Origin of the sequence: Pseudomonas sp. B21-031 (genome assembly GCF_024748985.1) — a bacterium.
Lineage (GTDB): Bacteria > Pseudomonadota > Gammaproteobacteria > Pseudomonadales > Pseudomonadaceae > Aquipseudomonas > Aquipseudomonas kermanshahensis.
Genome location: NZ_CP087181.1, coordinates 1,296,634 through 1,317,490, shown reverse-complemented (window position 1 = coordinate 1,317,490; position 20,857 = coordinate 1,296,634). Strand labels below are relative to the sequence as shown.

Here is a 20,857-nt window from a genome sequence, read left to right as displayed (position 1 = left end):
TCTGCGGCCCTTCGCGGCACAAGGCCGCTCCTACAGGTAACCGCGTACGCTGGGATGACGCGGTCACTTGTAGGAGCGGCCTTGTGCCGCGAAGGGCTGCAAGGCAGCCCCAACAGGCATCATGCGCCCTTCAGGGCCTTGATCTTGGCCTGCAGCCCTTCCAGGGTCTGCTCACCCATCAGTTGCTCACGCACCTTGCCCTTGTCATCGATGATGTAGGTCACCGGCAGCGCCTCGCTGCGGGGCAGCTCGTAACGCTCGGCCGGGTCCTGCGCCAGCACGGTAAAGCCGATGCCCAGGGTGTCCGCCGCCTGCTTCAGGTCCTGGCCCTGCAAGCCATCGAAGTTCACCCCGACCACCTTGATCCCCTCGGCCGCCCATTGCTTGGCCGCCGCATTCAACTCAGGGATTTCGGTACGGCACGGTCCGCACCATTCGGCCCAATAGTTGAGCACTACCCAGTGCCCCTCGATCTGCTCGGCCTTTACCGTATTGCCGTGTTGGTCCACGCCGTAGTCGGCACCGCAACCACCGAGCAACAGGCCCGCGGTGATGGCCAGTACTGCTGCCAAACGCCTTGCCATGGGTCAATCCTTCTCGAAGTTTCAAGCAAATGGTTCAGTCGCTGCGGTTAGAATAGCCGCCACACCCAGCTGGATGCGACCCGACATGACTGACCTGACGCTCTATCATAACCCGCGCTGCTCAAAATCCCGCGGCGCGCTGGAACTGCTCGAAGCACGCGGCCTGGCGCCGACCATCGTGCGCTACCTCGAAACCCCGCCAGACACCGCCACCCTGACGGCCCTGCTCGGCAAGCTGGGCATCGCCCCGCGCCAATTGCTGCGCACCGGCGAAGACGAATACAAAGACCTGAACCTGGCCAACCCGGCCCTGACCGACGCGCAATTGATCGACGCCATGGCCCAACACCCCAAGCTGATCGAGCGGCCGATTCTGGTGGCCGGCGATAAAGCCGTGATTGGCCGCCCACCCGAGAAGGTGCTGGAGATCCTGCCGTGAGCCAGCCCTTCATCCTGGTTTTGTATTACAGCCGCCATGGCGCCACCAGCGAAATGGCCCGGCACATTGCCCGCGGTGTCGAGATGGCCGGCATGGAGGCGCGCCTGCGCACCGTGCCGGCGATTTCCACTGAGTGCGAAGCTGTGGCCCCGGACATCCCGGCCAGCGGCGCGTTGTACGCCACCCTCGACGACCTGCGCCATTGCGCCGGCCTGGTGCTGGGCAGCCCGACCCGCTTCGGCAACATGGCCGCGCCCCTTAAGTACTTCCTCGACGGCACCAGCAGCCTGTGGCTGGGTGGCGAGCTGGTGGGCAAGCCCGCCGGGGTATTCACCTCCACCGCCAGCCTGCATGGCGGCCAGGAAACCACCCTGCTGTCGATGATGCTGCCGCTGATGCACCACGGCATGCTGGTGATGGGCCTGCCCTACAGCGAATCGGCCTTGCTCGAAACCCGCGGCGGCGGCACACCGTATGGCGCCAGCCACCACGCCGGCGCCGATGGCAAGCGCGAGCTCGACCCCCACGAAATCACCCTGTGCCGTGCCCTCGGCCAACGCCTGGCGAGCACCGCCAAGGCCCTGGAGGCCACGCGTGGCTAAAAAGCCCAAGGTGTTGCCGCCACTGCAATGGCTGGCACCGCGCCTGCGCCTGACGCGGGCGCTGAGCCTGGCGTTTTTCTTTGGCTTGATCGCGTTGCTGGTGGTGAACAACCTGTGGTTCGCCAACCTGCACGGGGCGCGCGTCGAAGTGATTCTGGCGATCGAACTGGTGCCGCTGCTGCTGCTGCTGCCGGGCATGCTGAAGGGCAGCGCCCGGGCGCATGCCTGGACCTGCTTTGTGGTGAATATCTATTTCATCAAAGGCGTGCTGGCGGCGTTCGACCCGGCCCGGGCGCTGTTTGGCTGGGTCGAGGTGCTGGTAAGCCTGGGCTTGTTCGTCAGCGGGCTGCTGTTTGTGCGCTGGAAGTTCCAGCATGAGCGGCGCATGGCGGGCGAAGGGAGTTGAATTCGGGGGCCGCGTTGCGGCCCAATCGCTGGCAAGCCAGCTCCCACTGAATGCGCGCAGTTCTTGAAGCCTGCACAATACCTGTGGGAGCCGGCTTGCCGGCGATTTGGCCGCAACGCGGCCGCGGCAATCTCAATGGTTGACGGTATGCGCCAGCATCACCGACAACTGGCACAGCGGCCGCCCACTCTCGGCATGCCACTGGTTGAACGCCTGCTGCACCAATGCCAGGTCACGCTGGCTGGTCGGCTGCTTGTCGATCACTTTCTGCGCAATCAACGCTGCCGCCATATCCTCCGTCGGGATAAACGTGTCCTTGCCAACCATGCGCAAGAACCGCGGCGCCGATAGGCCACCCAGCTGGTTGCCATGCTTGGCCAGGTACTTCCACAGGCCGACGATATCGGTCACCGGCCAGTCGGCGATGAACGCACCGAAACTGCCCTTCTCCTTCGCCACATCCAGCACCATCTGCGCATTGCGCGGCACGCTCTTGAGCTTGCCCAAGTGGCGGATGATGCGCTCGTCCTGCATCAATCGCTCCAGGTGCTCGGCGCTCATCAGCACGACCTTCTCCGGGTCGAAACCGAAAAACACCTGCTCGAACGCCGGCCATTTGGCATCTACCAGGCTGTGCTTGAGCCCGGCGCGGAACACGCGCAGGGCCAGGGTCGACAGGTAGCGATCGTCGCTGATGTCGCGCAGTTGCGCAGGCGTGCGTGGCTGCGGCAGAAAGGCCTCGAGGGCCTGGGCAGAGCCGAAGCGGTTCAGGCAGTACTCATGCAACCACTGATAATCGCGCATGGGGTCAGATGTTCAGCACATCGAGGAAACGAGGCGTGGCGTTTTCGTCGATCTTCAGGCTGGTGAAGTCGAACAGGTTGCGGTCTGCCAACTGCGACGGCGCGACGTTCTGCAGCGCGCGGAAGATGCTTTCGGTGCGGCCTGGGTGCTTGCGCTCCCACTCCACCAGCATGTCCTTGACCACCTGGCGCTGCAGGTTCTCCTGCGAGCCGCACAGGTTGCACGGGATGATCGGGAATTCGCGCATGTCCGAGTACGCCTGGATGTCCTTCTCGCTGCAGTAGGCCAACGGGCGAATCACCACGTTACGGCCATCGTCGGCACGCAGCTTGGGCGGCATGCCCTTGAGCGAGCCGTTGAAGAACATGTTGAGGAAGAACGTCTCGACGATGTCGTCGCGGTGGTGCCCCAAGGCCATCTTGGTCGCGCCGATTTCGTCGGCGAAGGTGTACAGGGTGCCACGGCGCAGGCGCGAGCACAGCGAGCAGGTGGTCTTGCCCTCGGGCACCAGTTCCTTGACCACCGAGTAGGTGTCTTTCTCGACGATGTGGTACTCGACGCCCAGCTCTTTGAGGTAAGCCGGCAGCACGTGCTCGGGGAAGCCCGGCTGCTTCTGGTCCATGTTCACCGCCACGATCTCGAACTTGATCGGTGCCACCTTCTGCAGGTGCAACAGAACGTCGAGCATGGTGTAGCTGTCCTTGCCGCCGGACAGGCAGACCATGACCTTGTCGCCATCCTCGATCATGTTGAAGTCGGTGATGGCTTCGCCGGCGAGACGACGCAGGCGTTTTTGCAGTTTGTTCTGGTTGACCGAGAGGGTGCCCATAGCGCTTGGATCCGCGAGGTGTGACAAAAGCCGACTATTTTACGCACAAACCACGCGGCGCTGTAGGCATTCCGATAAAGACTTCGTTGTAATCAACAGCACGCCTGACAGCGCAATTTGCTCTAAAAAGCACGGTTTGTGCCGGTAACCGCTTCCTATACTGCGACATAAGGCCACATTACCGCTTGCATCGGTGTTCGGGCCTCGGGCCGCTTGCGCTCCATCTGGGGGGCGTTTGGCAACATTGAGAGGAGTGATCGGCATGATTCATCACGTTGTGGGGCTGTTTACCCATCCCGATCAGGAGTGGCGGGAGATTCGTGGCGAAGAAGAAACCATCAGCCACATGTACCTGACGCACACCTTGATCCTGGCGGCGATCCCTGCCGTTTCCGCATTCATCGGTACTACCCAGGTGGGCTGGGTGATTGGCGACCGGCCGGCAGTGATGCTGACCATGGAAAGCGCAATCTGGATGAGCATCATGTCCTACCTGGCGATGCTCGCCGGGGTGGCGGTGATGGGCGCGTTCATCCACTGGATGGCCCGCACCTACGATGCCAACCCCTCCATGGCGCAGTGCATTGCCTTTGCCACCTACACCGCCACCCCGTTGTTCCTTGGCGGCCTGGCAGCTCTTTACCCGCACCTTTGGCTGGGCATGCTGATCGGCACTGCGGCGATCTGCTACACCGTGTACCTGTTGTATGTCGGTTTGCCGACGTTCATGAACATTCCGTCCGATGAAGGCTTCCTGTTTTCCAGCTCGGTGCTGGCGGTGGGCCTTGTGGTGCTGGTAGCGATCATGGCCGCTACCGTGATCATCTGGGGACTGGGCGTGGGGCCCGTCTATACCAACTAGCGCGTATAACGACACAGAACCAACACTGGGGCATCAAGTCAGAGGCCGCCTCAAGGCGGCTTCTGGCTGTGTGCTGACCGGTGGCTCGGCAAGCCGCCAGGGCTTGCGGCATAATGCCTGGTCAGGAGAATTACCCCGCCATGCCCGAGCTGCTCAAACACCGCGTCGAAACCTGTTACCAGCAAGCCGAAACCTTCTTCAAACGCCCCTTTCCGCGCCCGGAAATCAGCTTCAAGCTGCGCGGCCAAAAGGCCGGCGTCGCTCACCTGCACGAGAACCTGCTGCGCTTCAATCTGCAGTTGTACCGCGAAAACCAGGAGGACTTCCTGCGCCAGACCGTGGCCCACGAGGTGGCGCACCTGGTGGCTCACCAGCTGTTTGGCGAGCGCATCCAGGCCCATGGCGAGGAATGGCAATTGATCATGCGCGGGGTGTATGAATTGCCGCCCAACCGCTGCCATAACTACGCAGTGCAACGGCGGGTGGTCACGCGCTACATCTACCGCTGCCCCTGCCCGCAGAGCGACTTTCCGTTTACTGCGCAGCGGCACAAGCTGGTGCGCCAGGGGCGGCGCTACCTGTGCAGGCGGTGTCGGGCGATATTGGAATACAGCGGCGAGACGCGTGTCGAGTAAACGCCCTGAGGCCATGCAAAGGGCGACCCAGGGAGAAATACCGGCCTGTTAGGGCCAAAGGGGCCGCTGCGCGGCCCATCGCAGGCAAGCCAGCTCCTACAGGTATGTGCGATCCTGTAGGAGCTGGCTTGCCTGCGATGGGCTGCGCAGCAGCCCCAATTCCAGCTGATGAAGCTTAACGGCGGGTTACTTCTCGACGAAGGCGCGCTCGATCAGGTAGTCACCCGGCTCGCGCATGCGGGCAGAGACTTTCAGGCCGAAGCTGTCGAGCACTTCGCTGGTTTCGTCCAGCATGCTTGGGCTACCGCAGATCATCGCACGGTCGTCCTGCGGGTTGATCGGCGGCAGGCCGATGTCGCTGAACAGCTTGCCGCTGCGCATCAGGTCGGTCAGGCGCCCCTGGTTCTCGAACGGTTCACGGGTCACGGTCGGGTAGTAGATCAGCTTGTCACGCACCGACTCACCGAAGAACTCGTTCTGCGGCAGGTGCTCGGTGATGAACTCGCGATAGGCCACTTCGTTCACGTAACGCACGCCGTGAACCAGGATCACCTTTTCGAAGCGCTCGTAGGTTTCCGGGTCCTGGATGACGCTCATGAACGGCGCCAGGCCAGTGCCGGTGCTCAGCAGGTACAGGTGCTTGCCCGGGTTCAGGTCGTCAAGGACCAGGGTGCCGGTAGGCTTCTTGCTGATGATGATCTCGTCGCCTTCCTTCAGGTGCTGCAACTGGGAAGTCAGCGGGCCGTCCGGCACCTTGATGCTGAAAAATTCCAGGTGCTCTTCCCAGTTCGGCGAGGCGATGGAATAGGCGCGCATGAGCGGGCGGCCGCTTTCCTGCTGCAGGCCGATCATCACGAACTGACCGTTCTCGAAGCGCAGGCCCGGATCACGGGTGCACTTGAAGCTGAACAGGGTGTCGTTCCAGTGGTGCACACTGAGGACACGTTCGTGGTTCATGTTGCTCATCGATGGGGCTCCTGAAGAAAGACGCAGCGCGCGCAAGACGCGCAGTTGCGCGATAGTTTAGGGGCAGCGACAATATCTGTTAACTGAATTATCAAGATATGTGTTATCGGTTATATAGATATGCGATTCACTCTCCGTCAGCTTCAGGTGTTCGTCGCCGTAGCCCAGCATCAAAGCGTCTCGCGGGCCGCTGGCCTGCTTGCGCTCTCGCAGTCGGCCGCCAGCACGTCCATCACCGAACTCGAGCGCCAATCCAGCTGCCAGCTGTTCGATCGCGCCGGTAAACGCCTGAGCCTCAACGCCCTCGGCCATCAGCTGCTGCCACAGGCTGTCGCCCTGCTCGACCAGGCCAAGGAAATCGAAGACCTGCTCAACGGCAAGTCCGCCTTCGGTTCGCTGGCGGTCGGCGCCACGCTGACCATCGGCAACTACCTGGCGACCCTGCTGATCGGCAGCTTCATGCAGGTGCATCCGGAAAGCCAGGTCAAGCTGCATGTGCAGAACACTGCGCATATTGTGCAACAGGTCGCCCATTACGAAATTGATCTGGGTCTGATCGAAGGTGATTGCAACCACCCGGACCTGGAGGTTCAGCCTTGGGTCGAAGACGAGCTGGTCGTGTTCTGCGCGCCCCAGCACCCACTGGCAACGCTGGGCAGCGCGAACATTCAGACGTTGTCGCAGGAGGCCTGGATCCTTCGCGAGCAAGGCTCCGGCACGCGCCTGACCTTTGACCAAGCCATGCGCCACCACCGCGCCAACCTGAACATTCGCCTGGAGCTCGAACACACCGAGGCCATCAAGCGTGCAGTGGAATCTGGCCTGGGCATCGGCTGCATTTCGCGCCTGGCCCTGCGCGATGCCTTCCGCCGCGGCAGCCTGGTACCGGTCGAAACCCCAGAGCTGGACCTGATGCGTCAGTTCTACTTCATCTGGCACAAGCAGAAGTACCAGACCTCGGCCATGCGCGAGTTTCTGGAGCTATGCCGCAACTTCACCGCGGGCTTCACCCGCAGTGATGAGATCGTGCTGCCGCCTATTGCCTAGAGCAGAATCACGCCCCAGACCAGTGCAACCATGGTGAGTGCCACCAACTGCGCGGCGCTGCCCATGTCCTTGGCGTTTTTCGACAAGGGGTGACGCTCCAGCGAAATGCGGTCGATGGCAGCCTCTACCGCCGAGTTGAACAGCTCGACGATCAAGCCCAGCAGGCACACTGCGATCATGATCGCCCGCTCCGCGCGGCTGACCGGCAGCCAGAAGGCAGTCGGGATCAGCAGCACATTGAGCAGTACCAGTTGACGGAACGCGGCCTCGCCCTTGAAGGCGGCGCGCAAGCCGTCCAGCGAATAGCCGGCGGCGTTGAAGATACGTTTGAGGCCGGTCTGGCCTTTGAATGGCGACATGTGCGTCACTTCACCGATGAAAGGCCGGCAGACTAGTCCAGCCGGGGTCAAAAAAGCGTGAAGAAGCAGCCAGTTAGTGGCTGGCAACCGATTCAAGTTGTTGCAGCAGCAAGGCCGCCTGGGTGCGGGTGCGCACGCCCAGCTTGCGGAAGATTGCCGTCACGTGGGCCTTGATGGTGGCTTCCGAGACACTCAGCTCATAGGCGATCTGCTTGTTCAGCAAGCCTTCGCAGACCATGGTCAGTACGCGGAACTGCTGCGGCGTGAGGCTGGCCAGCCCTTCACTGGCCGCTTTGGCCTCAGCCGAAACGTCGACTTTCTCGAAGGCTTGCGGCGGCCACCAGACCTCACCGTCCAACACCTTGCGCACGGCGTCCTGAATCACTTCCAGCGGGCTGGATTTGGGAATGAAACCACTGGCACCAAACTCGCGGGACTTGACCACGACAGCTGCCTCTTCCTGCGCCGACACCATGACCACGGGGATCTGCGGGTATTGCCCACGCAGCAGGACCAGCCCGGAGAACCCGTAGGCGCCGGGCATGTTCAGGTCCAGCAGGACCAGATCCCAGTCGGCTTTTTCGCTCAGTCGGGTTTCCAGTTCGGCAATGCTCGCCACTTCAACCAGACGTACATCGGCGCCAAGGCCGAGGGTAACAGCCTGGCGCAGGGCGCCACGAAACAGTGGGTGGTCATCGGCAATCAGGATTTCGTAAGTGGCCATCGATCTAAGGATCCTGTTCTGTGCCAGGCGCTGCGGGGTAGTAAGGGCGCTTGGCGGAAAGGCACGGCGAAGTCCGGGGTAACGGCACCTTCGGCGTGCCCGAATCGGCGCCAAGGATGCCGAGCACGGTCGGGGTGGTCAAGCCAATTGCCCTGCCGCACTCGCCCACCCTGGCTGCCAGCCCCGACATTATGAACCAAACCGGCCCGACTGCCCCTTGGACTATAGGAAGGTATGCAAACGCTGATGTGCGTCGTCCTGTTCATCCAGCGGCAAATGCCGCTTGGCGCTCAGGTAGTGCAGGCTGAACACGTCCAGGTAAGCGTCCAGGGCCTGGGAGGCGCGCTGGTCGCCGGCCAGTTCCAGGCACATGGCCGCCACTTCCGCCGTACAGAAGTGATCGTCACGTTTGGAACGGCGCAGGCGGTAGCGCGACATCTGCTCGGCCTCCAGGCTCAACACCGGGAAGCGGTCCAGGTAGGGGCTCTTGCGGAACATCTTGCGCGCCTCGGTCCAGGTGGCGTCGAGCAGGATGAACAACGGCCGCTTGCCGGGTTCGCGGACCACCTCATTGACCACCCGTTCCTGGGCAACGAACTCGCCGGGGAAAACGATATAGGGCTGCCAGTGGGGCTGTTCGAGCAGCGCCAGCAAGTTTTCGTCCACCGCAGTACGCTGCCAGCCGAAGGCGGAGGTGTCCTCGACCAGGTCGGCGATCAGCCAACCGGTGTTGGTCGGCTTCAGTGGCTCGGTGTCGTGCATCAGCAGGCACACGCCCGACTCCGCCGGTACCCGGGGCTTCCAGGCGCACAGGCAATGGCTGGCAATGACCCGGCAATGCGGGCAACGGACGGCCCGTGAACCACGGGCAATAAACGGCTTGTTGCTGCGGGCCAGGCGTTCGGCGCGCAAGCGCGCTACCGCGTGGCTCATGCTGGCAGGCCTTTGAACAGGTTGAAAATGCACACTGCGACGGCTCGGATACACAAAACGCAAGTCTACCAGAGCAGGCGTCATTTGCCGTGCAGCGGGACGGGCTGGCCCCTTATAATCGACACTTTGGCGAGCCTGACGCGCGCAAAAGCGCGCATCAGGGAACGCCACCTGCCGGCGCATGTCAAACCGCCAGTCATTGAACCAGGAGAGATACATGCTGCGTCTTATCGTCCCGACCCTGAGCCTTTTGCTCACCCTGCCCCTGGCGGCCCAGGCGGCGTCCAAACAGGACTACGACCTGAACAAGATGCTGCAGAAGGTCGCTACGGAAAGCAGCGTCGGCACGCCGCGCGCCATCAACGAAGACATCCTCGACCAGGGTTATACCGTCGAAGGCAAGGCGCTGGTCAACCACCTGAGCGTGCGTCAGAGCCACGCCGAGCGCATGCAGGCCAACCCCGAGCAAGTGCGCAGCCAGTTGGGCGACAGCGTCTGCCGTAACAGCGGCTTCCGCAACCTGATGTCCAAGGGCGCCGTCATGGTCTATCGCTTCACGGTCTACAAGACCAACCAGCCAGTTATGGACCAGGCATTCGACGCCGCCAGCTGCGTCGCTGGCAGCAAGAAGAAGTAAACCTAGACCACGGGGTGGTCATCAGGGGCGCGCCACTGCTCCTCCTCGGCATCGGCGCGCAACTCTGCCAGAAGCGCTTGCAGGTAGCGTGACTGGCACTCCAGCCCCGAAAGCCTGCGACGGCACTCTGCCTCAAGGCTCAGGTGATGCACCTGAGCTGCATCTTCCAGCTGCTGATACAGCTGCCGGTCCACTTCGATGGTCAAGCGATGCATACCGCCACCTCCTGCATCGATACGATTCGCTTTCCCAGTTAACCAAACCCTCACCCCTGTAGGCTGCGCGCCGACGAGCGGCGTTCGCCATCACTTCGGCACGATCAGGCGCAACGGTCTAGATTGATAGCGAGAGCGCCAAAAAGCGCCCAGATGGATTTTCGCCACTGCACCCTGGCCTTGAAGGCCTACTGCAACGCTCGAGATACACACTCGAGCCTGAGCAGCCAGCGACGCACGCAGTGTCGCGGCCGGGACAGACCCGGTCAGAGGTTTTGCTGCAGAAGGAGACGTTGAATGCCTTACCAACCCAACGAGCTGTTGTTCAATCACTTCAGGGACAACAACATCGACCTGAGCAAGATTGACGAACAGCTGCAACTGGTTGCACCAAACAGCCCCAACCTGCCGCTGTACCGGGACATGATGCTGACCATCCTGCGCATGGCCCACGACGACACGGATCGCTGGAGCGCCAAGATCACACTGCAGGCGCTGCGCGAGCTTGATCATTCATTCCGCGCCCTGGAGCGCTACAAGGGCCGTCGCAAGGTCACGGTATTCGGCTCGGCCCGAACCCCGCTGGAACACCCAATGTACGCCTTGGCCCGTGAACTGGGCGCCACCCTGGCACGCTCCGACCTGATGGTCATCACGGGGGCTGGCGGCGGCATCATGGCGGCAGCGCATGAAGGGGCCGGTAGCGATCACAGCCTGGGCTTCAACATCACCCTGCCGTTTGAACAGCATGCCAACCCCACGGTGGACGGCACCGACAAACTGCTACCGTTCCACTTCTTCTTCATTCGCAAGTTGTTCTTCGTCAAGGAGGCTGATGGGCTGGTGCTCTGCCCTGGCGGCTTCGGCACGCTGGATGAAGCACTCGAAGTGCTCACGCTGATCCAGACCGGCAAGAGCCCGCTGGTGCCGGTGGTGTTGCTTGACTCACCCGGGGGCACCTTCTGGCGCGACTGCCTCGACTTCATCAGCCGCCAGCTCGAAGAAAACCGCTACATCCTGCCCAGCGACCTCAAGCTGGTGCGCCTGGTGCACAGCGCCGATGAGGCGGTGGAGGAAATCAACCAGTTCTACAGCAACTACCACTCCAGCCGCTGGCTGAAAAACCAGTTCGTGATCCGCATGCATCACCCGCTCAGCGAGGCGGCGCTGTACGACATCCAGGAGGGCTTCGCCGATTTGCGCCTGAGCGGCAAATACCACCAGCACGCCGACAGCGGCGCGGAACACGAGGTGGGTAATTTCAGCCATCTCACCCGGTTGTCGTTCGCCTTCAACGGCCGCGACCAGGGCCGTCTGCGCGAACTGGTGGACTTTATCAACCTGCCGGAAAACTGGGCCAAGCCTCAGCCTATGCACACGACTCAGCGGGCCAGGGAGGCGTTGAAGGTTAGTTGAGGCTCACAGCTACCTTGTGGGAGCGGGCTTGTCCCGCGAATGGGGCTACGCGGTGCATGGCACCGGCTTCGCCGGTGTTCGCGGGGCAAGCCCGCTCCCACGTGCGTCAATTTTTAGAAATTGCGCAAGACAGTTGCTCCCACCCGAACTGTGTAACCTCCAAGTCTAGCGGCGCACCTGTGGGGACTGGCGTGCCCTCGTTCACTGGCGAAGCCGGCTCTTATACCGTTTTAGTAGTCGTCGAGATCCCGACCACTGAGCAGGCGGCCGATCATGTCCAGGGAGAACCCCCGGTAGGCAAGGAATCGGGTTTGCTGGGCACGGCTGCGGGGGTCATGCGGGCGTTGCCCGGCAAACTTGCGTTGCCAGACATCCATCAAACGCTGCGCCCAATCCACACCGCTTTCCCGTAACGCCTGATCGATATCGCCACGGTCCAGGCCACGCTGGCCCAGTTCTTCGCGTATACGCGCAGGGCCATAGCCGGAATTGGAGCGGTACCTGATGAAGCTTTCGAGGTAGCGGGCTTCGCTGAGCAGCCCTTCTTCGGCGAGCCGATCGAGCTCAGGCTCGATCATCTCATCCAGAGCGCCTCGCTGACGCAGTTTGCGCGTCAGCTCGACGCGACCATGCTCACGTCGCGCGAGCAGGTCCATGGCAGTCCGCCGAATGGCGACGGGGGTGTCGAGTACGGCGGACATAGTCGCTATCTACAACAGTGATCAATAACCGGCGTCGGCATCAGCCACGTCGTCAGCACTGGCTTCGGCAGCGGCAGCCTTGCCCGCTTCGGCGGCAGCACCGGCTTTGAGCAGCTTCTCGCGGATCTGCTTCTCAATCTCGGCACCAATGGCCGGGTTCTCAGCCAGGTACTTGGCGGCGTTGGCTTTGCCTTGGCCGATCTTGTTGCCCTGGTAGGCGTACCAGGCACCGGACTTCTCCACCAGCCCCTGAGAAACACCCAGGTCGATGATTTCGCCGTTGCGGTAGATACCTTTGCCGTAGAGGATCTGGAACTCGGCCTGACGGAACGGCGGCGAGACCTTGTTCTTGACGATCTTGACGCGGGTTTCGCTGCCGACCACTTCGTCGCCTTCCTTGACCGCGCCGGTACGGCGGATGTCCAGGCGCACAGAGGCGTAGAACTTCAGGGCGTTACCGCCGGTGGTGGTTTCCGGGCTGCCAAACATCACACCGATCTTCATACGGATCTGGTTGATGAAGATGACCAGGCAGTTGGCGTTCTTGATGTTACCGGTGATCTTGCGCAGCGCTTGGGACATCAGACGAGCCTGCAGGCCCACGTGCATGTCACCCATCTCGCCTTCGATCTCGGCCTTGGGCACCAGGGCTGCCACGGAGTCGACGATGATTACGTCGACCGCGTTGGAGCGCACCAGCATGTCGGTGATTTCCAGCGCCTGCTCACCGGTGTCTGGCTGCGACACCAGCAGGTCGTCGACATTGACGCCCAGCTTGCCGGCGTATTCCGGGTCAAGGGCATGCTCGGCGTCGACGAAGGCGCAGGTGGCGCCGTTCTTCTGAGCTTCGGCGATGACCGACAGGGTCAGCGTGGTTTTACCCGAGGACTCCGGGCCGTAGATTTCGACGATACGGCCTTTTGGCAGACCGCCAATGCCGAGGGCGATGTCCAGGCCCAGGGAACCGGTGGAGATAGCCGGGATGCCGGTGCGCTCGTGGTCGCCCATGCGCATGACTGCGCCTTTGCCGAATTGGCGTTCGATCTGACCCAGGGCCGCAGCCAAGGCGCGTTTCTTGTTGTCGTCCATTGAAACCCTCACGTGTTCGACTTGGCCCTGATGGCCGGAATACCTGTATAAGTAGCCAGTATTATTCCACAGCGAAGCGCGCGCGCAAACCCCTGTCGTCGATTTACTCGGCACCAAGCTGTAACAAGCCGTCTAACGCGGCGATCACCGTTTGTCGGCGCACCGCATCACGGTCGCCGTCGAACTGGCGGCGCTCGCTGAAGACACGGCTGCCATCGGCCCAGGCCAGCCACACGGTACCCACCGGTTTTGCCGGCGAGCCACCGTCCGGCCCGGCCACACCGCTCACCGCCACCGCAAAGCGCGCGCCGCTGGCCGCCTGCGCCCCTCGGGCCATGGCTTCGACCACCTCCTGGCTGACCGCCCCCACCTGGCCGAACAGTGCCGCGGGCACCCCCAGCTGGCGGGTCTTCTGGGCATTGGAGTAGGTCACGTACCCGGCCTCGAACCAGGCCGAACTGCCGGGGATACGGGTAATGGCCTCGGCGATGCCACCGCCCGTGCAGGATTCGGCGGTGGTCACCTGGGCATTGAGGCGGCGCAGGTGCTCGCCCAGGCGGGCGGCAAGTGTGGTGATCGGGTCCATGTCAGGCTCCTTGAAGACTGCGCACTACCCTACCACCCCATGCCCGGCGCGGCTTCAGGAAACCTTCAGGCTATCGCGGGCAATGGCGCTGAACGCACGCTCGTCGCGCCGCCCAAGACGCGGCAGGCCGGCTGGCCAGCCCTGGGTCCAGTCCAGACCACGCAAATGGCGCATGTCCTCGATCGCCGAACGCCACCAGACCACCTTGCAGGCGCGCTGGTAATCGTCGCTGCCGATGACACTGCCATATAAAAGCTTGCGGCCGACACCCCGGAGCTCTGGGGGCACGCGCGTGAGGCTCCACTTGACCGAAAGGCGGTTGAGCCAGGATGGCACCGGGCGCTGCGCAGGGACCTTCACGGCCAAGCCAGGCATCTTCGGCGTAAAGCACTCGCCGTGGCGGGCGAAGAAAATCTCTAGGATGGCGTGGATGTACTGCTTCATCGCAAAGTAGTGGCTGATCACGCCACGCGCCTGGTTGATCTGCGCGCCCTGCAACTCGAACGAAAAGGCGATCTGCTCGATGGTGTGCAATTCACGGGCGTAAGGTGTCCACGCATCAATGCGCTGGATGGCACGCTCGGCAATGCCCACATTCTCACGGGTGAAGCCCAGGACACCGCTGTTGCACAGCCGCAGGTCGTCCCTCGGCACTTTGCCCGCACGCGCAAGCCCTGCGCTGAGCCCGAGGTAGTCCTCACGGTGCGACGCCTCGGCCCAGCTCATCTCGACCTCGTCCACCAGGTACTGCCCGGCATCCACTTGGCCAAACAGCTTCAGTGGTGACTGCAGGAACACCGTGTCGGTGTCGATGAACACTGTCTTGTCTGCCCACTGCCCAGCCTGCGCAATGGCGCAGGCCTTGCGCCGATGGGTGTAACCGCCCTCCCCGGTCCAGGCCTGCAGGGTCGAGTCATCCAGCGCGATCACCTCTACCGGCCAGCCGACGAATGCCTGAGGCTGGTCGGTCAGCACGCGAATAACCGGCAGTTCCGCCGGCTTGCAACGCGCCAGGGCGGTGAGGATGCTGAGCTTGGCTTCCAGCTGGTAAATCCGCCGATCACCGTACAGGAGGTAGATCAGTTGCTGCTTTACATAAGGGATACGGCTGGACAGGTTCATCACTACGTCACGGCTAGGGGCATTCAAAAAGGCCGCGCATTCTAGTGGAGTCAAGGGCGAAGCTCCATGATGGCCCGCCGAACTGCGCGCACATGCCCCACTGCGGCCGCCTGCATCTGGATGAAAAAGCCTGTACCATTGCCGGTTTTACCATCGCCAACCAGATCACCCGCTGTAAGGCCCTGAATGTCAGATCTCTCCGCACACACCCCGATGATGCAGCAGTACTGGAAGCTGAAAAACCAGCACCCGGACCAGCTGATGTTCTACCGCATGGGCGATTTCTACGAGATCTTCTACGAAGATGCGAAGAAAGCCGCAAAACTGCTGGATATCACCCTGACCGCGCGCGGCCAGTCGGCCGGCCAGTCCATCCCCATGTGCGGCATTCCGTTCCATTCGCTGGAAGGCTACCTGGCCAAACTGGTCAAGCTCGGCGAATCGGTGGTGATCTGCGAACAGATTGGCGACCCGGCAACCAGCAAGGGCCCGGTGGAGCGCCAGGTGGTGCGCATCATCACCCCCGGCACGGTCAGCGACGAAGCACTGCTCGACGAGCGCCGCGACAACTTGATTGCCGCGCTGCTGGGCGATGAGCGCCTGTTTGGCCTGGCGGTGCTGGACATCACCAGTGGCAACTTCGGCGTGCAAGAGATCAAAGGCTGGGAAAACCTGCTGGCCGAGCTCGACCGCCTCAACCCGGTCGAACTGCTGATCCCCGACGACTGGCCACGCGACCTGCCGGCCGAAAAACGCCCTGGCGCGCGCCGCCGCGCACCGTGGGACTTCGACCGCGACTCGGCGCGCAAGGCCCTGTGCCAGCAATTCGCGACCAAGGACCTCAAAGGCTTTGGCTGCGACAAGCTGACCCTGGCCATCGGCGCCGCTGGCTGCCTGCTGACCTACGCCAAGGAAACCCAGCGCACTGCTCTGCCGCACCTGCGCAGCCTGCGCCACGAGCGCCTGGACGACACGGTCATCCTGGATGGCGCCAGCCGCCGCAACCTGGAGCTGGACGTCAACCTGGCGGGCGGGCGCGACAACACCCTGCAGTCGGTGATCGACCGCTGCCAGACCGCCATGGCCAGCCGCTTGCTGACCCGCTGGCTGAACCGCCCACTGCGTGATCTCAAGGTCCTGCAGGCACGCCAGGATTCGATCCGTTGCCTGCTCGACGGCTACCGTTTCGAAAAACTGCAGCCGCAGCTCAAGGAAATTGGCGATATCGAGCGGATCCTCGCCCGTATCGGCCTGCGCAATGCCCGCCCACGCGACCTCGCACGCCTGCGTGATGCCCTCGGCGCCCTGCCCGAGCTGCAAAACGCCATGGCCGAGCTGGAGGCCCCGCACCTGGCGCGCCTGGCCGCCATTACCGGCACCTACCCGGAGCTGGCCAGCCTGCTGGAGCGGGCGATCATCGACACCCCCCCCGCGGTAATCCGTGACGGCGGCGTGCTCAAGGCCGGCTACGACAACGAGCTGGACGAGTTGCTGGCGATCAGCGAGAACGCTGGCCAGTTCCTCATCGACCTGGAAGCCCGCGAAAAAGCCCGTACCGGCCTGGCCAACCTCAAAGTCGGCTACAACCGCGTGCATGGCTACTTCATCGAGCTGCCGACCAAGCAGGCCGAACAAGCCCCAGGCGATTACATTCGCCGCCAGACCCTCAAGGGTGCGGAGCGCTTCATCACCCCAGAGCTCAAGGCGTTCGAGGACAAGGCACTGTCGGCCAAGAGCCGCGCCCTGGCCCGCGAGAAGATGCTTTACGATGCCCTGCTCGAAACCCTGATCAGCCACCTGGCACCGCTGCAAGACAGCGCCGCCGCCCTGGCCGAACTGGACGTGCTGAGCAACCTCGCCGAGCGCGCCCTGAACCTCGACCTGAACTGCCCTCGCTTCGTCGACGAGCCCTGCTTGCGCATCGACCAGGGCCGTCACCCGGTGGTTGAGCAGGTGCTGACCACGCCGTTCGTGGCCAACGACCTGAACCTGGACAACAGCACCCGCATGCTGATCATTACCGGCCCGAACATGGGCGGTAAATCTACCTACATGCGCCAGACCGCCTTGATCGTGCTGATGGCGCACATCGGCAGTTTCGTGCCGGCAGCCCAGTGCGAGCTGTCGTTGGTCGACCGCATCTTCACCCGCATCGGCTCCAGCGACGACCTGGCAGGTGGGCGCTCGACCTTCATGGTCGAGATGAGTGAAACCGCCAACATTCTGCACAACGCCACCGACCGCAGCCTGGTGCTGATGGACGAAGTCGGCCGCGGCACCAGCACCTTCGACGGCCTGTCGCTGGCCTGGGCCGCCGCCGAGCGCCTGGCCCAGTTGCGTGCTTACACGCTGTTCGCCACGCACTACTTCGAGCTCACTGTACTGCCGGAAAACGAGCCGTTGGTGGCCAACGTGCACCTGAACGCCACCGAGCACAACGAGCGCATCGTCTTCCTGCACCATGTGCTGCCAGGCCCTGCCAGCCAAAGCTACGGCCTGGCCGTGGCACAACTGGCCGGCGTGCCCACACCGGTCATTCAGCGCGCCCGCGAGCACCTGGGCCGCCTGGAAACCGCGAGCCTGCCGCACGAGCAGCCACTGGGCAAGCAGGCCAAGGATGAGCCACACGTCCCGCACCAGAGCGATCTGTTCGCCAGCCTGCCACACCCTGCCATCGAGAAGCTGGGCAAGCTGGACCTGGACGACATGACCCCGCGCCAAGCTATCGAAATGCTATATCAACTAAAGAACCTGTTATAACGGCGCCCACTACAAGCTGGTAGAATCCGCCGCGGTTTGCTGGTGCTGCAGGTTATTAGCCTGGCCTGCAGCCACATACCCGTAAACCGCGCGGCCCCGAGAGGAAGGGCCGCCGCCGTCGCCTGAGGAGAGAACTAGAAATGACCTTCGTCGTCACCGACAACTGCATCAAATGCAAATACACCGACTGCGTGGAAGTCTGTCCGGTGGACTGCTTCTACGAAGGCCCGAACTTCCTGGTCATCCACCCGGACGAGTGCATCGACTGCGCACTGTGTGAGCCGGAATGCCCAGCGCAAGCCATCTTCTCGGAAGACGAAGTGCCATCGGGCATGGAAAACTTCATCGAGCTGAACGCCGAACTGGCGGAAATCTGGCCGAACATCACCGAACGTAAGGACGCCCTGCCGGACGCTGAAGAGTGGGATGGCAAGACTGGCAAGATTGCAGATCTGGAGCGCTGATAGCGCGCGGATACGAAAAAGGCCCATTCGGGCCTTTTTTCATTTTCAGCAGGCAAAAAAAGGGGCGGTATGACCCGCCCACATTTTTTTCCGTAGTCCCTGATTGTCCCAAACATCATCCTGATGAAATCGCTTCTTGCGATGTCCTTGGGCTTTCTCCCTGAAAGCCTGTGCATGTCCGTGTGCACAGTTCGAATACTAGCGACTTCAGCGGGCGAGACAACCGAGCCACCTCTCAAGATATTACCGTGGACACTTTTCCTCACATCCAAATAATCCATGATTTTCAGTGAGTTGGGATTATGCCGGACCTGAAAACGACAATGATTTACTGTTGGTTGCATAGATAGCTTACAAAACAAGTAAGCGATCTCTTACACGCGATGTTACTGGGGTGGCGCGGTACACAAATGCTGGATGGCGAATTTGGCTTCTGACCTGTGCATTCCCCCTGTAGGAGCAGCCTTGTGCTGCGAAGAGGCCGATGATCCCAGCGCGAATTTACACTGTTGCCACTGGCCTCTTCGCAGCTCAAGGCTGCTCCTACTAGGGAGGCGCGTTTGCAGGGAGGCCCGTTATTCTGGCTGCACCGCGCACACAAAAACGCCCCGAGGCTATCGGGGCGTCTTATGCTGGCGAACAGCTTGTTACTGGAACAACGACTCGCTGGACAGGCCATTCTTCTCGAGGATCTCGCGCAAGCGCTTAAGCCCCTCTACCTGGATCTGCCGTACACGCTCACGCGTCAGGCCTATCTCCAGACCAACATCTTCCAGGGTGCTGCTCTCATGCCCGCGCAGGCCAAAGCGGCGCACCACCACTTCACGCTGCTTGTCGGTCAGCTCACCCAGCCACTGATCGATGCTCTGCGACAGGTCGTCGTCCTGCAGCAGCTCACACGGGTCGGTCGGGCGGTCATCGGTAAGGGTATCGAGCAGGGTCTTGTCCGAGTCTGGCCCGAGCGAAACATCCACCGAAGACACCCGCTCATTCAGCCCCAGCATCCGCTTGACCTCAGCGACAGGCTTCTCCAACAGGGTGGCGATTTCTTCTGGCGAGGGCTCGTGATCGAGCTTCTGGGTCAGCTCCCGCGCAGCGCGCAGGTAGACGTTGAGCTCCTTGACCACATGGATCGGCAGGCGAATGGTACGGGTCTGGTTCATGATCGCCCGTTCGATGGTCTGGCGAATCCACCAGGTCGCATAGGTCGAGAAACGGAAACCACGTTCCGGGTCGAATTTCTCGACCGCACGAATCAACCCCAGGTTGCCCTCCTCGATCAGGTCGAGCAACGACAGGCCACGATTCACGTAACGACGGGCAATTTTCACAACCAGGCGCAGATTGCTTTCGATCATGCGCTTGCGGCCGGCGGGGTCGCCTTTTTGCGACAGGCGCGCAAAATGCACTTCCTCTTCTGGCGACAGCAGAGGCGAGAATCCAATCTCATTGAGGTACAACTGAGTAGCATCAAGTGCCCGAGTGTAATCGATGTACTTGTGCTGCTTGAGCGAAGAGCCGGTCTTGGCCCTTGTCCGAACCGAAGATACAGCAGGTTCGTCTGACACCACATCCGTTTCCAAAACGATGCCCGTCTCCATCAGGAGGACGTCATCGTCGATGTCAAACTCCGGCGCTTCTTTATTGAGAGCCATTGTTATAGTCCTTTGCTGAGTTCGAACTCAGACTCGAGCGGCACCTGTATCCCTGGCAGCGCTGGAGCCTGTCCCCTCTACATCAGAGGAACAGGCCAGGTACAACAATCAACGACGTGGCAGGAACTGGAGCGGATCGACGGGTTTGCCCTGGCGGCGAATCTCGAAATGCAGCTTCACCCGATCAGTGCCCGTGGACCCCATTTCAGCAATCGACTGCCCAGCCTTGACCTGCTGCCCCTCCCGAACCAACAGCCTGCGGTTGTGACCGTAGGCACTGACGTAGGTGTCGCTGTGCTTGATGATGATCAGCTCGCCGTAGCCCCGCAAGCCACTCCCGGCGTAGACCACTGCACCATCAGACGCAGCAAAAACAGGCTGTCCCAAATCACCGGCGATATCAATGCCTTTATTCAAACTACCGTTTGAAGCAAATTTTCCAATTAGTACGCCATTGGCCGGCCAGGTCCAACCGCCTACCGCGCGCTCTGCGGCCGGCACGGTGGCGACCACCGGCGCACTGGTTGTCGGTGCCGTCGTAGCCGGCTTGGTGCTACCGCTGGGGGCGGTGCCGGTGCTACCAACGGGGCGACGAATGACCGTGGTTTTGCTCGAGGACGAAGGGTTGGACACCACCGTGGTGCTACCCGTGGCGCCGCTGCTGAAGCGAATCGGCTGGCCAGGGCGAATGGTGTAAGGCGCCGGGATGCCATTGCGGGCAGCCAGCTCCTTGTAATCCCAGCCGTAACGGAAGGCGATGGAGAACAACGTATCGCCCGGCTTGACGATGTACTGACCGGAGGTCACCGTCGGCCGCTTGGGCGCTGCATTGTTACGGTCGACCACCCGTGCGCTTGTCGAGCTGGTGCTGGAACAACCCGCCAGCAAGGTGCCCATGGCCAGTGCAATCACCAGAAGCTTGAAACCCGCCCAATCCTTGCGCTGCCGAATGACTGTGTGACCCACCCGCGCTCCCCTCATGGTGCCGAATACCGAAATAACGATAAGAAATGCAATATTGT

At 62.0% G+C, this 20,857-nt stretch carries 24 protein-coding genes; 10 read left to right on the top strand and 14 right to left on the bottom strand.

The features are described 5' to 3' along the window. Positions 1-119: 119 nt before the first annotated feature. Complete coding sequence (locus tag LOY53_RS05985; protein ID WP_027595841.1) at positions 120-584, bottom strand: TlpA disulfide reductase family protein; 465 nt, start codon at positions 582-584, stop codon at positions 120-122. 85 nt (positions 585-669) lie between these two features. Here LOY53_RS05985 and arsC point away from each other — a divergent pair, with 85 nt between their 5' ends. From arsC to LOY53_RS05970, 3 genes are read left to right on the top strand one after another with little or no spacing between them, the layout of a single operon-like run. Beyond that, positions 670-1,023: an arsenate reductase (glutaredoxin) gene (gene arsC / locus LOY53_RS05980; RefSeq protein WP_027595840.1), complete on the top strand. Its 354-nt coding sequence runs from the start codon at positions 670-672 to the stop codon at positions 1,021-1,023. Then, entirely contained in the window at positions 1,020-1,625 is a 606-nt protein-coding gene (wrbA, locus tag LOY53_RS05975; protein WP_099453160.1) for an NAD(P)H:quinone oxidoreductase, read from the top strand. Before arsC ends, wrbA begins: the two co-directional genes overlap by 4 nt. After that, complete coding sequence (locus LOY53_RS05970; RefSeq protein WP_252826961.1) at positions 1,618-2,031, top strand: DUF2069 domain-containing protein; 414 nt, start codon at positions 1,618-1,620, stop codon at positions 2,029-2,031. The genes wrbA and LOY53_RS05970 overlap by 8 nt, the downstream gene beginning before the upstream one ends. 132 nt (positions 2,032-2,163) lie before the next feature. Here the strand turns inward: LOY53_RS05970 and LOY53_RS05965 are convergent, their stop codons facing one another. Both LOY53_RS05965 and ttcA read right to left on the bottom strand, forming a co-directional pair. Continuing rightward, positions 2,164-2,835, bottom strand: coding sequence for a DNA-3-methyladenine glycosylase I (locus LOY53_RS05965; protein WP_099428499.1), 672 nt, complete (start codon positions 2,833-2,835; stop codon positions 2,164-2,166). 4 nt (positions 2,836-2,839) lie between these two features. Beyond that, complete coding sequence (gene ttcA / locus LOY53_RS05960; RefSeq protein ID WP_027595836.1) at positions 2,840-3,664, bottom strand: tRNA 2-thiocytidine(32) synthetase TtcA; 825 nt, start codon at positions 3,662-3,664, stop codon at positions 2,840-2,842. A 262-nt stretch (positions 3,665-3,926) separates the two neighbouring features. Here ttcA and LOY53_RS05955 point away from each other — a divergent pair, with 262 nt between their 5' ends. Continuing rightward, positions 3,927-4,526 carry a Yip1 family protein gene (locus LOY53_RS05955; protein ID WP_027595835.1) on the top strand — a complete coding sequence of 200 codons (600 nt, stop codon included), beginning with the start codon at positions 3,927-3,929 and terminating at the stop codon, positions 4,524-4,526. Between the two features lie 140 nt (positions 4,527-4,666). Further along, positions 4,667-5,161 (top strand): SprT family zinc-dependent metalloprotease, encoded by a 495-nt coding sequence (locus LOY53_RS05950; protein WP_252826960.1) that lies wholly within the window; start codon positions 4,667-4,669, stop codon positions 5,159-5,161. A gap of 186 nt (positions 5,162-5,347) precedes the next feature. Here the strand turns inward: LOY53_RS05950 and fpr are convergent, their stop codons facing one another. Then, positions 5,348-6,127, bottom strand: a complete 780-nt coding sequence (fpr, locus tag LOY53_RS05945; protein WP_016501130.1) for a ferredoxin-NADP reductase — start codon at positions 6,125-6,127, stop codon at positions 5,348-5,350. A 120-nt stretch (positions 6,128-6,247) separates the two neighbouring features. On the opposite strand from fpr, the gene finR reads away from it, so the two are divergent. Continuing rightward, positions 6,248-7,174 (top strand): LysR family transcriptional regulator FinR, encoded by a 927-nt coding sequence (gene finR / locus LOY53_RS05940; RefSeq protein WP_027595833.1) that lies wholly within the window; start codon positions 6,248-6,250, stop codon positions 7,172-7,174. Here finR and LOY53_RS05935 read toward each other — a convergent pair. The 3 genes from LOY53_RS05935 to LOY53_RS05925 form a co-directional block, all read right to left on the bottom strand. Further along, positions 7,171-7,533, bottom strand: coding sequence for a diacylglycerol kinase (locus LOY53_RS05935; protein WP_027595832.1), 363 nt, complete (start codon positions 7,531-7,533; stop codon positions 7,171-7,173). The two genes, finR and LOY53_RS05935, sit on opposite strands and share 4 nt — an antisense overlap. A gap of 73 nt (positions 7,534-7,606) precedes the next feature. Then, positions 7,607-8,257 carry a response regulator transcription factor ErdR gene (erdR, locus tag LOY53_RS05930; protein ID WP_027595831.1) on the bottom strand — a complete coding sequence of 217 codons (651 nt, stop codon included), beginning with the start codon at positions 8,255-8,257 and terminating at the stop codon, positions 7,607-7,609. A gap of 222 nt (positions 8,258-8,479) precedes the next feature. Next, positions 8,480-9,190 (bottom strand): tRNA-uridine aminocarboxypropyltransferase, encoded by a 711-nt coding sequence (locus tag LOY53_RS05925; RefSeq protein WP_252826959.1) that lies wholly within the window; start codon positions 9,188-9,190, stop codon positions 8,480-8,482. Positions 9,191-9,407: 217 nt separating this feature from the next. Here LOY53_RS05925 and LOY53_RS05920 point away from each other — a divergent pair, with 217 nt between their 5' ends. Next, entirely contained in the window at positions 9,408-9,827 is a 420-nt protein-coding gene (locus LOY53_RS05920; protein WP_027595829.1) for a quorum-sensing-regulated virulence factor family protein, read from the top strand. Between the two features lie 2 nt (positions 9,828-9,829). Here the strand turns inward: LOY53_RS05920 and LOY53_RS05915 are convergent, their stop codons facing one another. Then, on the bottom strand, positions 9,830-10,042 hold the full coding sequence (locus LOY53_RS05915) for a hypothetical protein (RefSeq protein ID WP_252826958.1): 213 nt from the start codon (positions 10,040-10,042) through the stop codon (positions 9,830-9,832). A 297-nt stretch (positions 10,043-10,339) separates the two neighbouring features. Here LOY53_RS05915 and LOY53_RS05910 point away from each other — a divergent pair, with 297 nt between their 5' ends. Then, positions 10,340-11,458: an LOG family protein gene (locus tag LOY53_RS05910; protein WP_085272753.1), complete on the top strand. Its 1,119-nt coding sequence runs from the start codon at positions 10,340-10,342 to the stop codon at positions 11,456-11,458. A 230-nt stretch (positions 11,459-11,688) separates the two neighbouring features. Here the strand turns inward: LOY53_RS05910 and recX are convergent, their stop codons facing one another. The 4 genes from recX to LOY53_RS05890 all read right to left on the bottom strand — a co-directional run bounded on the left by recX (position 11,689) and on the right by LOY53_RS05890 (position 15,010). Then, complete coding sequence (gene recX, locus LOY53_RS05905) at positions 11,689-12,159, bottom strand: recombination regulator RecX (protein ID WP_099453153.1); 471 nt, start codon at positions 12,157-12,159, stop codon at positions 11,689-11,691. Positions 12,160-12,180: 21 nt separating this feature from the next. After that, positions 12,181-13,248, bottom strand: a complete 1,068-nt coding sequence (gene recA / locus LOY53_RS05900; protein ID WP_027595825.1) for a recombinase RecA — start codon at positions 13,246-13,248, stop codon at positions 12,181-12,183. A gap of 103 nt (positions 13,249-13,351) precedes the next feature. Beyond that, on the bottom strand, positions 13,352-13,834 hold the full coding sequence (locus LOY53_RS05895; RefSeq protein ID WP_252826956.1) for a CinA family protein: 483 nt from the start codon (positions 13,832-13,834) through the stop codon (positions 13,352-13,354). 54 nt (positions 13,835-13,888) lie between these two features. After that, a complete protein-coding gene (locus LOY53_RS05890) occupies positions 13,889-15,010 on the bottom strand; it encodes a hypothetical protein (RefSeq protein WP_252826955.1) in 1,122 nt (373 codons plus the stop codon). Positions 15,011-15,142: 132 nt separating this feature from the next. On the opposite strand from LOY53_RS05890, the gene mutS reads away from it, so the two are divergent. Both mutS and fdxA read left to right on the top strand, forming a co-directional pair. Then, positions 15,143-17,716: a DNA mismatch repair protein MutS gene (gene mutS / locus LOY53_RS05885; protein WP_258703710.1), complete on the top strand. Its 2,574-nt coding sequence runs from the start codon at positions 15,143-15,145 to the stop codon at positions 17,714-17,716. Between the two features lie 140 nt (positions 17,717-17,856). Further along, entirely contained in the window at positions 17,857-18,180 is a 324-nt protein-coding gene (fdxA, locus tag LOY53_RS05880; protein ID WP_027595821.1) for a ferredoxin FdxA, read from the top strand. Positions 18,181-18,827: 647 nt separating this feature from the next. Here fdxA and rpoS read toward each other — a convergent pair. Together rpoS and LOY53_RS05870 are read right to left on the bottom strand one after the other, a co-directional pair. Further along, positions 18,828-19,835 (bottom strand): RNA polymerase sigma factor RpoS, encoded by a 1,008-nt coding sequence (gene rpoS / locus LOY53_RS05875; RefSeq protein ID WP_027595820.1) that lies wholly within the window; start codon positions 19,833-19,835, stop codon positions 18,828-18,830. A 108-nt stretch (positions 19,836-19,943) separates the two neighbouring features. Further along, a complete protein-coding gene (locus LOY53_RS05870; RefSeq protein WP_099453149.1) occupies positions 19,944-20,801 on the bottom strand; it encodes a peptidoglycan DD-metalloendopeptidase family protein in 858 nt (285 codons plus the stop codon). Positions 20,802-20,857 lie beyond the last annotated feature (56 nt).

Bases quoted from the DNA above. Each gene is read 5' to 3' on its own strand.
- LOY53_RS05985 (WP_027595841.1), bottom strand. From the start codon at position 584: ATGGCAAGGCGTTTGGCAGCAGTACTGGCCATCACCGCGGGCCTGTTG.
- arsC (WP_027595840.1), top strand. From the start codon at position 670: ATGACTGACCTGACGCTCTATCATAACCCGCGCTGCTCAAAATCCCGC.
- LOY53_RS05965 (WP_099428499.1), bottom strand. From the start codon at position 2,835: ATGCGCGATTATCAGTGGTTGCATGAGTACTGCCTGAACCGCTTCGGC.
- ttcA (WP_027595836.1), bottom strand. From the start codon at position 3,664: ATGGGCACCCTCTCGGTCAACCAGAACAAACTGCAAAAACGCCTGCGT.
- LOY53_RS05955 (WP_027595835.1), top strand. From the start codon at position 3,927: ATGATTCATCACGTTGTGGGGCTGTTTACCCATCCCGATCAGGAGTGG.
- LOY53_RS05950 (WP_252826960.1), top strand. From the start codon at position 4,667: ATGCCCGAGCTGCTCAAACACCGCGTCGAAACCTGTTACCAGCAAGCC.
- fpr (WP_016501130.1), bottom strand. From the start codon at position 6,127: ATGAGCAACATGAACCACGAACGTGTCCTCAGTGTGCACCACTGGAAC.
- finR (WP_027595833.1), top strand. From the start codon at position 6,248: ATGCGATTCACTCTCCGTCAGCTTCAGGTGTTCGTCGCCGTAGCCCAG.
- LOY53_RS05935 (WP_027595832.1), bottom strand. From the start codon at position 7,533: ATGTCGCCATTCAAAGGCCAGACCGGCCTCAAACGTATCTTCAACGCC.
- erdR (WP_027595831.1), bottom strand. From the start codon at position 8,257: ATGGCCACTTACGAAATCCTGATTGCCGATGACCACCCACTGTTTCGT.
- LOY53_RS05925 (WP_252826959.1), bottom strand. From the start codon at position 9,190: ATGAGCCACGCGGTAGCGCGCTTGCGCGCCGAACGCCTGGCCCGCAGC.
- LOY53_RS05920 (WP_027595829.1), top strand. From the start codon at position 9,408: ATGCTGCGTCTTATCGTCCCGACCCTGAGCCTTTTGCTCACCCTGCCC.
- LOY53_RS05915 (WP_252826958.1), bottom strand. From the start codon at position 10,042: ATGCATCGCTTGACCATCGAAGTGGACCGGCAGCTGTATCAGCAGCTG.
- LOY53_RS05910 (WP_085272753.1), top strand. From the start codon at position 10,340: ATGCCTTACCAACCCAACGAGCTGTTGTTCAATCACTTCAGGGACAAC.
- recX (WP_099453153.1), bottom strand. From the start codon at position 12,159: ATGTCCGCCGTACTCGACACCCCCGTCGCCATTCGGCGGACTGCCATG.
- recA (WP_027595825.1), bottom strand. From the start codon at position 13,248: ATGGACGACAACAAGAAACGCGCCTTGGCTGCGGCCCTGGGTCAGATC.
- LOY53_RS05895 (WP_252826956.1), bottom strand. From the start codon at position 13,834: ATGGACCCGATCACCACACTTGCCGCCCGCCTGGGCGAGCACCTGCGC.
- mutS (WP_258703710.1), top strand. From the start codon at position 15,143: ATGTCAGATCTCTCCGCACACACCCCGATGATGCAGCAGTACTGGAAG.
- fdxA (WP_027595821.1), top strand. From the start codon at position 17,857: ATGACCTTCGTCGTCACCGACAACTGCATCAAATGCAAATACACCGAC.
- rpoS (WP_027595820.1), bottom strand. From the start codon at position 19,835: ATGGCTCTCAATAAAGAAGCGCCGGAGTTTGACATCGACGATGACGTC.